Annotated in this window: 13 protein-coding genes; 8 read left to right on the top strand and 5 right to left on the bottom strand. The window is 52.1% G+C overall.

Annotated elements, in window-relative coordinates:
* Nucleotides 1–10: 10 nt before the first annotated feature.
* The 4 genes from ACUTSU_RS11185 (at nucleotide 11) to ACUTSU_RS11170 (ending at nucleotide 2,435) form a co-directional block, all read left to right on the top strand.
* On the top strand, nucleotides 11–214 hold the full coding sequence (locus tag ACUTSU_RS11185; protein WP_004953088.1) for a YbdD/YjiX family protein: 204 nt from the start codon (nucleotides 11–13) through the stop codon (nucleotides 212–214).
* Nucleotides 215–226: 12 nt separating this feature from the next.
* Nucleotides 227–1,189 (top strand): GTPase, encoded by a 963-nt coding sequence (gene yjiA / locus ACUTSU_RS11180; protein ID WP_445654177.1) that lies wholly within the window; start codon nucleotides 227–229, stop codon nucleotides 1,187–1,189.
* A gap of 254 nt (nucleotides 1,190–1,443) precedes the next feature.
* Nucleotides 1,444–1,707 carry a hypothetical protein gene (locus ACUTSU_RS11175; protein ID WP_208905170.1) on the top strand — a complete coding sequence of 88 codons (264 nt, stop codon included), beginning with the start codon at nucleotides 1,444–1,446 and terminating at the stop codon, nucleotides 1,705–1,707.
* The gene (locus tag ACUTSU_RS11170) at nucleotides 1,704–2,435 is read left to right on the top strand and encodes a Fic/DOC family protein (protein WP_445654176.1); all 732 of its coding nucleotides are present in this window, start codon (nucleotides 1,704–1,706) and stop codon (nucleotides 2,433–2,435) included. Before ACUTSU_RS11175 ends, ACUTSU_RS11170 begins: the two co-directional genes overlap by 4 nt.
* 14 nt (nucleotides 2,436–2,449) lie before the next feature.
* Here the strand turns inward: ACUTSU_RS11170 and ACUTSU_RS11165 are convergent, their stop codons facing one another.
* Entirely contained in the window at nucleotides 2,450–3,472 is a 1,023-nt protein-coding gene (locus ACUTSU_RS11165; protein WP_445654175.1) for a LacI family DNA-binding transcriptional regulator, read from the bottom strand.
* 285 nt (nucleotides 3,473–3,757) lie between these two features.
* Between ACUTSU_RS11165 and ascF the strand changes: the two genes are divergently transcribed.
* Together ascF and ACUTSU_RS11155 are read left to right on the top strand one after the other, a co-directional pair.
* Nucleotides 3,758–5,203 (top strand): PTS cellobiose/arbutin/salicin transporter subunit IIBC, encoded by a 1,446-nt coding sequence (ascF, locus tag ACUTSU_RS11160; RefSeq protein WP_445654174.1) that lies wholly within the window; start codon nucleotides 3,758–3,760, stop codon nucleotides 5,201–5,203.
* A 226-nt stretch (nucleotides 5,204–5,429) separates the two neighbouring features.
* Nucleotides 5,430–6,860 (top strand): 6-phospho-beta-glucosidase, encoded by a 1,431-nt coding sequence (locus ACUTSU_RS11155; protein WP_445654173.1) that lies wholly within the window; start codon nucleotides 5,430–5,432, stop codon nucleotides 6,858–6,860.
* A gap of 49 nt (nucleotides 6,861–6,909) precedes the next feature.
* On the opposite strand, the gene ACUTSU_RS11150 is transcribed toward ACUTSU_RS11155, so the two are convergent.
* Together ACUTSU_RS11150 and ACUTSU_RS11145 are read right to left on the bottom strand one after the other, a co-directional pair.
* Nucleotides 6,910–7,329: a putative T6SS immunity periplasmic lipoprotein gene (locus ACUTSU_RS11150; RefSeq protein WP_445654172.1), complete on the bottom strand. Its 420-nt coding sequence runs from the start codon at nucleotides 7,327–7,329 to the stop codon at nucleotides 6,910–6,912.
* 2 nt (nucleotides 7,330–7,331) lie between these two features.
* Nucleotides 7,332–7,889, bottom strand: coding sequence for a type IV secretion protein Rhs (locus tag ACUTSU_RS11145; RefSeq protein WP_445651245.1), 558 nt, complete (start codon nucleotides 7,887–7,889; stop codon nucleotides 7,332–7,334).
* Nucleotides 7,890–8,289: 400 nt separating this feature from the next.
* Between ACUTSU_RS11145 and ACUTSU_RS11140 the strand changes: the two genes are divergently transcribed.
* Nucleotides 8,290–8,766: an ash family protein gene (locus tag ACUTSU_RS11140; protein ID WP_445651244.1), complete on the top strand. Its 477-nt coding sequence runs from the start codon at nucleotides 8,290–8,292 to the stop codon at nucleotides 8,764–8,766.
* A 243-nt stretch (nucleotides 8,767–9,009) separates the two neighbouring features.
* Nucleotides 9,010–10,128, top strand: coding sequence for an HNH endonuclease (locus ACUTSU_RS11135; RefSeq protein ID WP_445651243.1), 1,119 nt, complete (start codon nucleotides 9,010–9,012; stop codon nucleotides 10,126–10,128).
* A 45-nt stretch (nucleotides 10,129–10,173) separates the two neighbouring features.
* Here ACUTSU_RS11135 and ACUTSU_RS11130 read toward each other — a convergent pair whose 3' ends face one another.
* Together ACUTSU_RS11130 and ACUTSU_RS11125 are read right to left on the bottom strand one after the other, a co-directional pair.
* Nucleotides 10,174–11,472 (bottom strand): McrC family protein, encoded by a 1,299-nt coding sequence (locus tag ACUTSU_RS11130; RefSeq protein ID WP_445651242.1) that lies wholly within the window; start codon nucleotides 11,470–11,472, stop codon nucleotides 10,174–10,176.
* A complete protein-coding gene (locus tag ACUTSU_RS11125; protein ID WP_445654207.1) occupies nucleotides 11,465–13,540 on the bottom strand; it encodes an McrB family protein in 2,076 nt (691 codons plus the stop codon). Before ACUTSU_RS11125 ends, ACUTSU_RS11130 begins: the two co-directional genes overlap by 8 nt.
* Nucleotides 13,541–13,573: the final 33 nt, after the last annotated feature.

Below are 13,573 nucleotides of genomic sequence, written 5' to 3'. Positions count from 1 at the left end.
GTAAGAAACTATGTTCGGAAATCTCGGCCAGGCGGGTAAATATCTCGGGCAGGCGGCGCGCATGTTGGTGGGCGTGCCTGACTACGATACCTACGTCCAGCATATGAAAGACAACCATCCGGACAAACCGGTGATGACCTATAAAGAGTTTTTCCGCGAACGCCAGCAGGCCCGCTACGGTGGGGACGGCAAAGGCGGCATGCGCTGTTGTTAACAAGGATCCGCAATGAAACCCATCGCAGTCACCATTCTGACCGGCTTTTTGGGGGCCGGTAAAACCACCCTGCTCCGCCATATTCTCAACGCCGAACATGGCTACAAGATTGCCGTGATTGAAAACGAGTTCGGCGAAGTGCCGATCGACAACGCGCTGATCGGCGACCGCGCCAGCCGCATCACCACGCTCAGCAACGGCTGCATCTGCTGCAGCAAGTCCAACGAACTGGCCGACGCGCTGCTGGACTTGCTGGACGGCGTCGATCAGGGCCAACTGGAGTTCGACCGGCTGATCATTGAATGCACCGGCATGGCCGACCCCGGCCCGATCACCCAGACCTTTTTCTCGCACGAGATCCTCTGCGAACGCTTCCTGCTGGACGGCATCATCACCCTGGTGGACGCCGCACACGCCGACCAACAACTCAATCAGTTCAGCATCGCACAGGCACAGGTGGGTTACGCCGACCGTCTTCTGCTAACCAAAACTGACGTGGCACCGGACTGTGAAGCCCTGATGCAACGCCTGCAGCAGATGAACGCCCGCGCACCGGTGTATAAAGTGACGCACGGCGATATCGATCTTGGCGTATTGTTCGACATCGAAGGCTTTGTGTTGAACGACAAGCTGAACCTGACGCCGCCGACGCCGCTGTTCCGCCGCATTCCGCAGGCGCAAAACAACATTCAGTCGATTGTGGTGTACCACGACCAGCCGCTGGAACTGATGCAGATATCCGAAGTGATGGAAGGCCTGCTGCTGGAGTACGCCGACAGCCTGCTGCGTTATAAGGGAATTTTGTCGATCCGTGACGAACCGCGCCGCCTGCTGTTCCAGGGAGTGCAACGGCTGTATAACGCCGACTGGGATTGCGAGTGGCCACCCGAGGAAGAGCGCCGTAGTACGCTGGTGTTTATTGGGCTAGATTTGCCGGAGGAGGAGATCCGGGGACGGTTTGCTACGTTGGGTTGAGAGTGAAAAGCCGCATTAATGGGGGCAACCTAAAGAACTGCGCCTGATAGCGCTACAGGCGGGAGCCATACAGAACGCCGACACGCCGTGACCCCCTGCGCTCAAGGGGCGGCTAACCTGCAATGGCTCCCACCCGCCTCAAGCTTAGGGTGCAGCGGTAGTAAACTCAGTTATATAGAACCGGAACGCGCTGCACTTTAGCGACATGGCTGTATTGGCATGCTAAAATATAGCCAAGAACTGAGGATGCCCCAATGACCCAAAGAACTGTTGTTAGCGTTGCAAGTTATGTTCATAAACTTGCAAACGATCATGATATTACAGATTACCGCGACGGCATGAGCCGTATGGCGGTTGCCATTACCGGTCTGGCTGACGACGCTGTCGAATTGGATGACGTTGAGCAATTACTGGTTAATCTTAAACGGAAGGGTGTTCTTACCAAGTCTGAAATACTCAACCTTCAGGGGCGTTACTTTCTTGAACAAAGGAATGCCCGTAAGAAATTCAGAGCATGATTTTTGATCCGTTCGGTGACTTTGATACTTCAGGCTATCTTCAGAATAGCCTGGCGCTCAAAGAGCCTGATGAAATAAAAAGAGCGGAACATCTTTCGTTCGAATTAAGCATCGAAGACGCCCTAAGTTATCTCGCCCAAACGAACCCCATCAACTACCAATCTGTTCTACAAGTTCACGAAACACTTTTCTCTGACTTCTACCCTTGGGCGGGAAAGGACCGAAATGAGCTTGTTCCTCATCTGGCCGTCTTCAAGGGCTCACCGGATAATTTACGCCATACCGTCTTTGAACGCCCCGATTCCATCCGTATGGCGGTTGATTATGCGCTGCACCTTGCAGCGGACAAGGAGCGCTTCAGGGAACGACCAGGGGAAGTAATGGGATTACTGGCTTTCGCACATCCTTTTCTCGACGGTAATGGTCGCACGATTTTGCTGGTGTTTATGGAGCTCAGCTTCCGTGCCGGGTTCAGTATTAACTGGTCGGAGACCCGTAAAGATGACTACCTCCGGGCTTTGACTAACGAGATCGGAGACCCCTCTCAGAGACATCTTGATCATTATCTAACACCTTTTGTTGTAGACATATCAAGCCGCGATGACTGGCCAAAAATCATCGGTGGAATCAAAGGATTGGACGGTTTAGATAAAGAAAATATCTCATACGGCAGTATGGATGATCCTGAGGTACAAAAAATTTATATGACGTACCGTGACAAACAATAAGATCACCCTACCACTCACCCCACCTGAAAATACGGCCCCGCCGCGACTGAGTCACGCAGCATCAGCCTGGCCGGAAAGCTGGGGCGTTTGCTCAGCTCGCCGCCGTCCAGCATCGATACCAGCCGATGAATGGTTTCCTTGATCATATCGGTCACCGGCATTTTCATGCTGGACAGCGAAGGGATGGTATAAGGCGCCAACGGAATATCATCGAACCCGATCACTGAGACGGCGGACGGCACCGGGATTTGACATTCCGTCAGCCGCTTGATGGCGCCGATGGCCATTTCGTCGTTGCTGGCAACCATCGCGCTAAAGGCGTGGCCGCCGGCCAGTAGTTGATCGACCGCAGCCATACCGCTTTGCGCGTTCCACTTCCCTTCGACAATCAGCGCATCATTAACACCAATATCATGTTCCGCCAGCGCGGATTTATAGCCGGAGAGCCGCTCCAGCCCGGTAGGGGAATCCAGTGAGCCGGTGATAAAAGCGATATCGCGATGCCCCCATTCGATCAGTTGCTGCACCGCCGTCGCGCTGGCGGCGTGCTGATCGCTGAAGATGCAGTAGCTGTCGTTAAGTCTGAGCCGACGATTGATCACCAGGATCGGCTGCTTGTGCCGGGAGATGATCTCGTCCATTTCCGCAATCGACAGAAAGCGCGGGTAGATGATCACGCCGTCGCAGCGCATATCCAGCAGGTATTCAATGGCGGCCTTTTCTTCTGCGGCGGTGTGCTTGCCGTCCGCCAAAATCAGCTGGCGGCCATGCTCTTCCATGGTGCGTGCCGACTGAAACATCAGATCGCTGAAGTAGTTACCGCTGTACAGCGTGTTGGTCACCACCAGCCCGATGGTCTGGGTGGTTTTGGTCGCCAGATTGCGCGCCAGCAGATTGGGCCGATAACCCGTCTCGGCGATGGCTTTGTCCACCAGCTCACGCTTCTCCGGGCTGACATAGCCGCTGCCGGACAACACGCGGGACACCGTCGCCTTAGAAACGCCCGCCCTGTTAGCTACCTCAAGTATTGTTGCCATCTCTGCGCCGTCAAAGTCGATTGAGTCAGCGCAGTCTACCCAAGACGCCCCCGGTTTGAAATGGTTTCACGCCCGCTTCTGCCGTTGCCCCTGAAGCAAAAGCGATCAACATCACGAAATTAAAAACCAAAAAATCATAATTCTTGCCAAGAAATAAAGATCAAATAATGATTTTGTGAAACCGGTTTCTTATGGGCGTTTCATTCAGATGGAACGGCGGATCGCCCAAGCAGTAAAAATTCGCCTTTGGGCAATCCGAATCCATATCTTAAGAGACGATATTTCATGTCGAAGAACTACACAGAGATCTCGCAGGCCATCGTGAATGCGGTGGGCGGCCTCGGCAACATCGACGCCGTGACGCACTGCATGACCCGCCTGAGATTCGTTGTTAAAGACAAGGCGCTGATCGACACCCCTGCACTAAAAGCGATCAATGGCGTGCTGGGCGTGGTGCACAGCGGCGAGCAATGCCAGGTGATTATCGGCAATGAAGTGTCGAAGGCTTATCAGGCGGTGCTGGCGCTCGGCCTGCCGGGTAACGCCCCCGCCGCCGCGCCCGCAAAACGCAAAATCACCCTGAAAGGCATCGGTGCCGGCATTCTCGATGCGCTGGTGGGCACCATGTCGCCGTTGATCCCCGCGATTATCGGCGGCTCGATGGTGAAGCTGCTGGCGATGATGCTGGATATGGCCGGCGTGTTCGAAAAAGGCTCCTCGACCCTGATCATCCTGAACGTGATCGGCGACGGCGCGTTCTTCTTCCTGCCGGTGATGGTCGCCGCCTCTGCGGCGCTGAAGTTCAAAACCAACATGTCGCTGGCGATCGCCATTGCCGGCGTGCTGCTGCACCCCAACTTTATCGATCTGATGGCCAAGGCGGCGCAGGGCCAGGCCGTGGAGTTCGCCTACATCCCGGTGACGGCGGTGAAATACACCTATACGGTGATCCCGGCACTGGTGATGACCTGGATCCTGTCGTATATCGAACGATGGGTTGACCGCATCACCCCGGCGGTGACCAAGAACTTCCTCAAACCGATGCTGATTGTGCTGCTCGCCGCGCCGATCGCGATTGTGTTTATCGGCCCGCTGGGCATCTGGATCGGCAGCGGTATTTCGGCGCTGGTGTACACCGTGCACGGCTATTTGGGCTGGCTTTCCGTCGCCATTATGGGGGCCATCTGGCCGCTGCTGGTGATGACCGGCATGCACCGCGTGTTCACGCCGACCATTATTCAGACCATCGCCGAGACCGGCAAAGAGGGCATGGTGATGCCTGCGGAGATTGGTGCCAACCTGTCGCTCGGCGGCTCTTCGCTGGCGGTGGCGTTCAAAACCAAAAACCGCGAACTGCGCCAGACCGCACTGGCCGCTGCCGCCTCCGCCATTGTGGCGGGGATTTCCGAACCGGCGCTGTATGGTGTGGCGGTGCGGCTTAAACGCCCGTTAATCGCCAGTTTGATCAGCGGCTTTATCTGCGGGGCCGTCGCCGGCATTGGCGGATTAGCCAGCCATTCGATGGCTTCCCCCGGCCTGTTCACCAGCGTGCAGTTCTTCGACCCAGCCAACCCGATGAGCATTGTCTGGGTCGGCGGCGTGATGGTACTTGCCGTGGTGCTGTCGTTCGTGCTCACGCTGCTGTTGGGCTTCGAAGACATCCCGGAAAGCGAAGCAGCCAGCCCGGCGGCCACTTCGCCTGCGGCGAATACCGCTAACGCGACCCATTAACACACTATTTTTTACCCTAGATAATTGGAGTTGCATTCAGACGGCAAGAGAGCGAATCCCGATGAGCTTACACAAGTAAGTGATTCGGGTGACAAATCTGCCAGGAGCAGATTTGAACGCTGCTTGCAGCGGCCCCGAAGGGGCGTGGCCCATGGACGGGCCACGTAACTGAGCGCAGCCAACACAGAGGCAGCTTCAAGTATGACGGGTAATTATTGAGGATTGCATGTCTGATTCAACATTCCCGCAAGGGTTTTTATGGGGCGGCGCCTTGGCCGCCAACCAGTCTGAAGGGGGTTATCTGGAGGGCGGGAAAGGGCTGACCACGGTCGACATGCTCCCGCACGGCCCCAACCGCATGCCGGTAAAACTCGGCTTGGAGAAGCGCTTTACCCTGCGTGAAGACGAGTTTTACCCAAGCCACGACGCCATTGATTTTTACCACCGCTACCGCGACGACATTGCGCTGATGGCAGAGATGGGCTTTAGCGTATTCCGCACCTCCATCGCCTGGAGCCGGCTTTACCCGAATGGCGACGAACTGACGCCCAACCCGCAGGGCATTGCCTTCTACCGCAGCCTGTTCGAGGAGTGCCGCAAATACGGCATCGAGCCGCTGGTCACCCTGTGCCATTTCGACGTGCCAATGCACCTGGTGACCGAATACGGCTCCTGGCGCAACCGCAAGATGGTGGAGTTTTTCACCCGTTATGCCCGCACCTGCTTCGAAGCCTTCGACGGGCTGGTGAAATACTGGCTCACCTTCAATGAAATCAACATTGTGCTGCACAGCCCGTTTTCCGGCGCCGGGCTGGTGTTCGAGGCCGACGAAAACCCCGAGCAGGTGAAATACCAGGCCGCGCACCACGAACTGGTGGCCAGCGCGCTGGCGACCCGCATCGCGCATGAGGTGAACCCCGCCAACCAGGTGGGCTGCATGCTGGCGGGCGGCAATTTCTATCCGTGGTCCAGCAAGCCGGAAGACGTGTGGGCCGCGCTGGAGAAAGACCGCGAGAACCTGTTCTTTATCGACGTACAGGCCCGTGGCGCTTACCCCTCTTACTCCGCCAGGGTGTTCCGCGAAAAAGGCGTGCGCATCGCGATGGAGGAAGGCGATGCCGAGATCCTGAAGAACACGGTCGATTTCGTCTCCTTCAGCTATTACGCCTCGCGCTGCGCTTCTGCCGATATGAACGACAACAACAGCAGCGCCGCCAACGTGGTGAAATCGCTGCCAAACCCTCACGTGCCGCGTAGCGACTGGGGCTGGGGCATCGATCCGTTGGGTTTGCGCATCACCATGAACATGATGTACGACCGCTACCAAAAACCGCTGTTCCTGGTGGAAAACGGCCTCGGCGCACACGACGAGTTCAATGCCGCAGGCGAGATTGAGGACGATTACCGCATCAGCTACCTGCGGGAACACATCCGCGCCATGGCCGACGCCATCGCCGACGGCGTGCCGGTGATGGGCTACACCACCTGGGGCTGCATTGACCTGGTGGCGGCCTCAACCGGCGAAATGAGCAAACGCTACGGCTTTGTTTACGTCGACCGCGACGACCAAGGCAACGGCACCCTCGCCCGCACGCGCAAGAAATCCTTCTGGTGGTATAAGAAGGTGATTGCGAGTAATGGGGGGGATTTGGGGTAGGTTGGGTTGGCGACAAGGGGCCTGAGATCCTCAGGTTCCTGCGGTTGGCTTAACGCAGATTGGGAAGTGCTTCAACCTGCAAAGCCCCGTTCACCTGACTGAGCGCGAATGTGGTTTCGAACTTACGCGCAGAGGGAAAAACCCCCGCCAGTCGCTTTTTAGGGGATAACAGTTTCACTGAGAAATGATATTCCTGCCCTGGCACAAATACGTAGTCTTCATAAGGGACGCACTGATTAGGCGTGATATCGCGCAGCGGGTCGAAGAATTTGAAATCACGATGCTCCGCATCATCCAGTCGGTAAATCGAGATGCTCGCTAACTTCTCATCCCCTTCCGGCATCACGGTCACGCACACTGCGCCGGCGCGCAGGCTAATGGTTGCGGGGTAGTCTACAGGAATACGATCGGCTATCGACGGACAGCCGGCGAGCAGGAAAGGTAACGCAAGTATAAAAATTCGTTTCATTATTACCTCTGACGTAGAAATTTGGCCAAGACCTGCTCATACTTGAAACGAATGGCGCTATCTTGAGGACCAACATACTTCACAAGCCACCCAAGACCATCTCCCCAAGTATCATAGCCATAACATATTAATAGCCAGTAATCTGCAATGATCGAAGCTTGCTGTTCCAAAGAGTAGTTTGTGAGTGTCTTATTCACATCCAATCTATAGTTGTAATTAGCTGCCCAGCTAAAAGCGCCCCTAAGGCGTACCCATTGACCATGCTGGTGCTGCCAGACATGAGCCAGTTCATGGATAAATAAATGCTGTTTTTCATACTTCTTTATCCGAGAGAAGTCTACTTCGTACTCCTCTTTACGAAAATAGATCTCGCCGTTGGGCGACATGCCAACGTGCTTACCTTGCAGGCCGAACGGCAAGTAACTATTACAATGAACCCATACACGGCTGTAGGTGACTGATTTACCGAAAACCCGGCGAGCCATGGTGATCTCGCCAAGCGTCATTAGACGTAACGTACCTTCTTCCACCTGTTGGTTTTTTTGCTCTGTAGTTAGCATAAGTCAAATTCCCTATGACTATATGGAAACGGAATATTAACGATCATTTTTCACACAGTCCAGATGATATATTTATCCATTAGAATAAATACATACATTATCAATGAATTAATCATATTAATTAATGACAACCATTTTCCTAATAATTTCTACGCCCTGCGTTTTAATAATTATTACTTTTGATAAAAACAAATATATTCACCAAGCAAATAAATATAAAAATGTGGCATCATTAACTGCGAGCCGTATTCCATATTTGGCAGATAGTTTACTGTAATTTCATACAGGTTATTTTTTCACTTTTCCAACAGCGCTATAGTCTCCTGGCTGCGGCACAATCGCAGCCGGAGTTAGCGTTCCGAATCCCCCAACCCTGCTCGAATATGGTATAAATTCGGGCATGCCGATGCGCACCCAAACAATGGTGGCTCGGGTGGTGCTTCCTCCGGGAAGGCCGGGATCCGTTGGGGCCGGTTACGCTAACGCCGCTCGAGCTACCACCCCCGAGTTTAGCGTCTCTTCTGGTAGCGGTATTTCTCCCCCAATGGAAATGACCGATATGGAAAACACCTCCTCAACGAAAACTTCTGAAGCAGCGCCAAGTACCCTCACCCTCTATCGCCAACTGTTCAACCAGCTCGATCTCAGTACCTTAGACTCGACACAACTCCTAGACCTTGCCGCCCTCTCCGCCGAACAGGCCGAAGGGCTCTGCCACGGCCTGTCGCTGTTTGGTGAACTTATGCAAAAGCACCCGCAACCCGATGACATCCAGTGGAAACAGCTGAATCATTACCTCAACGCAACGGCTCACTTGGTGCCTGCGCTGTGCAACCTCTATGGCCGCGCGCTGCGCGAGATGGAATGCCAGAGCTGATAAGGTAAAAGTAAATAATAAGAACGGTATTAGTTTTGTGCCGTTCTTATCACTCCGGTAAATCTCATAGATCTGACTGACACATCACGATAAACACATTCACGAAGGTAGGCATTTCCCCCGTGACCTGGCATAGTTAACGCATTCGATAAATCGATGAGTTAACTGCTGGGTGACGACGCATGGCCGCTGGCAGTACGCAAACGCATTGATCAGAATCTATTCTGCAATGAGGGGATGGTTTTGCCTACTAAGATAGAGACGTTATCTTCGAAAGATGCTGTTTTAAAAGCCATCGAAGAATATAAATTACTAGGCCGTGATGCCTTCCTAGAAAAATACAAAGTCAAACGAATTAAAAAATGTGAGCTTCTTTATAATAACGCAAAGTACGATATCAAAGGTATCGTCGCGGCAGCTTATATTGAGCAGTTCGGAATACCATTCGAAAAAATAAATTCTAACAGTGGTGCTAAGAGCGCTATCCAAGCGCTTAAAAACCTCGGTTTCGAGATCGTAGAAACGCCACATCCTCTTGAGCATTTAGTTAAAGGGGAAGTTTACAAACGCAAGGCGATCCACGACCTCTACGGTGGACAAGAGCAGGGTGGAATATCCACACCAAAAGAATTCCCCGTGATCTTCATTTTTACTGGTGAGATTGGCGAAACTCATGGGTACAAAGATGGATGGTCTACCGACGACCACTTCTCCTACACGGGAGAAGGTCAAAACGGTGATATGGCGTTTACCAACGGTAATAAACACGTCCGAGACCATAAAGATAATGGTAGGGATATACTTTTATTTGAATATAATAAAAAACGTACTGGCGTAAAATTTGTTGGATTGTTTGAGTGCGATTCATGGAATTACACCCATTGTCTAGATACCGCTAAAAACATGAGGCAAGGGATCGTTTTTAACTTATTCCGGGTATCTTCTGCTCAAGACGTTGACAATGACACCACTGCATCAGAAGTAGTACAAAAGAAAGAAACGCTCGAACAGCTGCGTGCCAAGGCGATAAAATCATCCATGATGACAGGCCAGCGCAAAGAGAGTGACAGCAAGAATTCCTGGTTCAAGCGCAGCGAGGACGTAAAAAAATACGTGCTGCAACGCGCTAGCGGCATCTGTGAATCATGCGAGCAACCAGCCCCGTTCCAGAAAAAGAATGGCGAACCCTACCTGGAGCCTCACCACACAAAACGCTTAGCCGATGAAGGCCCCGATCACCCTCAGTGGGTGGGTGCTATCTGCCCTACATGCCACCGCAGGATACACAGTGGGGTTGATGGGAAAGCGCTGAACCAGACTTTGATGGTGAAATTAGAGCTGAAAGAGGCGAGCTTTAAATAGCCATTATTCAAAAACTATTTGAGTAGAAGTGTTCGGGGGTGGTGTTTAAAGAGACGGGTCTAGAAAAGGATCATCTTTCCCCCACATCATCCTCTGACCACGCTTTGCTGTGATCCGATAAGGTACCACCCATAACCGCAATGTATCTGAGAAAGCAAAATGCTGCGGTATCGGATGATTGAAGTCATCGTGTGCCGGGTAGATCAAATACATGTCACCGTCGCCATCAAGATACTTTTGGCCGTATGCAAACATTTGATAGAAATCGGATTGCGCTATTCCGTAAAGGGGTTTCTCCTGAGAATTTCTATTCACCAACTTCCATTTGGTATCCAACACCATCGTGGTTTTTACCGGATGGCGTGACTGAATCAACAAATCTGGGCGCAGCTTAAAGCAGTCCCTCTCACCATGTTTAACCAACGAATAGCTCGCAGCCTGCGGCTTCAATTTGAAGCCGTGTGGCAACTCATCAGCAAGAGTCTGCGCGACAAAAGACTCAAACACTGCCTCCATAGGGAACAACAGCGATAAGGCTTTAGCATCCCCTTGCAAAGCACTCGGGCTCATTCCGTGCAATATCAATTGCGCCCATGCAAGCGGTTCATGATAATGACCCATACTGCGATCCAGGCGCAGGCTCGATATATCCCCATCAATATCTCGGCTAAACGGAACCCCATCAAAAGCAAAGCGCATTTCCTGTAGCCAGCGCTGATTCTCTGATGACAGACTAAGGCTGCCTAGCTTATGAAGTGCTGAGTGTAAGAGCCTATTGGCAGCACAGTCGGGCAAATAGTCATCGTAATCGACACAGAATTTATGACGATCCACAATGTTATGCCGCAACTGAGCGGACAGCATCAGCTTGCCTTTCATGAAGGGTAAATTACCCTGTTCATTCACATAGTCTGAGCGCAGGCCCTGCTTAAGCAGTTGGCTAACGCTATGCAAAAACTGGTTAATAAAAATCTCTAGCAAAGGCATTCGTTGCGCATGAACTGAAGCCTGCTGAGTTTGGATATGCCGAAAACCAGACAGATGGCTCAGCATAATCAGCAAAGTTTCACGTGCGTGCCCACGCGAAAGGTTTTTGCCTATCTTGGGCAAAACTTCAAGCTGCAGGCCATAGGGGGTATAAAATATCCCTGCGTAATTCTGTACTTGAAGCAACCGGCACCCAGAGCGTGAGGTGAGTTTGAGCAGTTGGCTCCCCTTCTCGCTGGTCAGGCTAAGCGATTCTAAATAATGGAATACCTCACGAGGAAGAGGAACAGCACCCGCCGGCGTTTCTTTTTCAACACCTAACAGGTCATACTCAAAAACAGAGATCACCTCACCCATTTTGCGCAGCCTGTGTAACAGGGGCAGCTTCTTCGGGTTGATAAATTGCACGGTAAGCCTGGGGCATATTCCAGACTTCTTCATCAAAAGCTTGTAATTGGTAGGTTGTTGATTGCTGATCGTGACGCCGTAAAGCGTGTTCAGCACCAAACAGCATGTCTAGATCGTCGGTTTTCTCAATGACAAACTGTAGGTTATCGTCTTGCTTCTGATTATCCGCCAACACCAACCGTATTTTGTTCCAATCGTCGAAGAAATATTCCTGCAATAAAGGAATGATCTTTTTCTGGAATGCCGCCTTCAGCTGTTTAAATGCCTTCTCTTCATCCTTCGCATCGCAGGCTTTTTTTACCGGCATAAAGAACGCATGCCCTAACGTATGCTCACGATCGTAAAGCGCCTCGATTCGGCTATTCAGTTTCTCTAATAACGATTCAAGCTCAATACCTTTTACTGTGGCCCCACTGAGCAATGAAAGGTCCGGCATCATCTCGACAAAGTCAAAGCGACGGCGCAATGCCGTGTCCATCAACGCCAACGAACGGTCTGCGGTATTCATTGCCCCAACGATATCGACGTTGCCAGGCACACTGAATGTCTGGCCGCTGTAAGACAACTGCAGGCTCATCGCATTGCTCATACCGGCGCGCTTGTCGATCTCAATCAGCGAAATCAGCTCACCGAAAATCTTGGAGATATTGCCACGATTGATCTCATCAATAAAAATGGCATAGCGATGCGCCGGATCGGCTTTAGCACGTTGGCATAACCGCATGAAAATACCGGGCTCAATAGGATAAGAGATATTTCCGCCCTCGTCGGCGCGCGCGCGCATCCCTTCAATGAACTCTTCATAGCCATAAGACTGATGGAAGGTGGCCACGGCAAACCGCTGAATGGCCTCCGCTGTTTGCGGCCCTTGTTTTAACTCATCATAGAGTGAAACAAGATCTTCCACTTGCTCTAGCTGCGACTTAACCAAGAACCACTCACTCTCGGCCGTTTTATTGAAAATCGTAGGCTCACGGCGGTTTTTATATTCAACCGTGGTGGATTCCGGCACGGTAAAAGATTGCAGCGTGGCCCAAGCCGTTTGCGATAAATTACTGCTGCGACCATTCAATAAGGCTTTCCGTTGGAACCACTGGTGCTCAGTCAATTGGCGAACTTTGGCGCGTTTCTTCAGATCCAATAAGATTAGCGCTGTCACCTGCATCCAGTTAAGTGATTCAAGGCGAGAATCTAGCCAGGCATCATAATCGGCGGGAGCGGCCTGCGTGGTGTACTCCTTCATTTTTTGCTGCAAGATGAAGGTCTTCCCGGTTCCCGGAGGGCCAAAGTAGATCATATTGACGGGTGAATGCTGCGGTATCGTCACGCTCACCACTTCATTGCTCACCGTGACTGCGCTGCTAACCATTTTCTCTTGTTTTTGCTCGCTGTCACGCTCACGCAGCAGCTCATAGAGATGCCAGATCGCCATGTTCACATAGTAAGGGTCCGCATCTGGCAGTTGCCTGTTAATCGCGCCCTTCAATTCATGGTTTTTCTGCAGCCAATCGCCAGCAAGCGTCAGGCCAAGCGAGAATTGCTCATTCAAAAACATCGCGGTTTTGGTAAACGCATTCTCGTCTACCGTGCTGGTACAGGTTGCCGGAGTAAAGGCAGCAAAGACGCGATTTCTCAAACTCCAATACATCCGCTTGAGCTGCCCAGTCTCCTTGGCTTGCTGCAAGGCAGCTTCTACATATTGGTAAGTTTGTTCGTCGGGTTGACGATGAATACGCTCGGTCAGTTCTCTGAGTAATGGGAGACTTTGCTGGAACTCGGCCAACGACGGAACACCCTGGCGGATACTGGCAATTCCGTTATCACGCTCATACCAAAGCCGTTTAACCAGATCATCCGTCTCCGGCTCTGAAAATGTCTGGGTTTGTTGCAGCAATGCCGTAAATTCACGATAACGGCTATTCCACTCTGAATGAGAATAATCTTTGTATACGGCCAGAGAGTTAATCAATTCACTGAGAGTCAGCTTACCTGCTTCAACATCGGCAACGATATCCATCACGATAGTTCCTGTACGGTGACATTTTTATTT

It is taken from the genome of Serratia sp. NA_13 (genome assembly GCF_052691735.1).
This window is presented reverse-complemented; position numbering and strand designations above follow the sequence as displayed.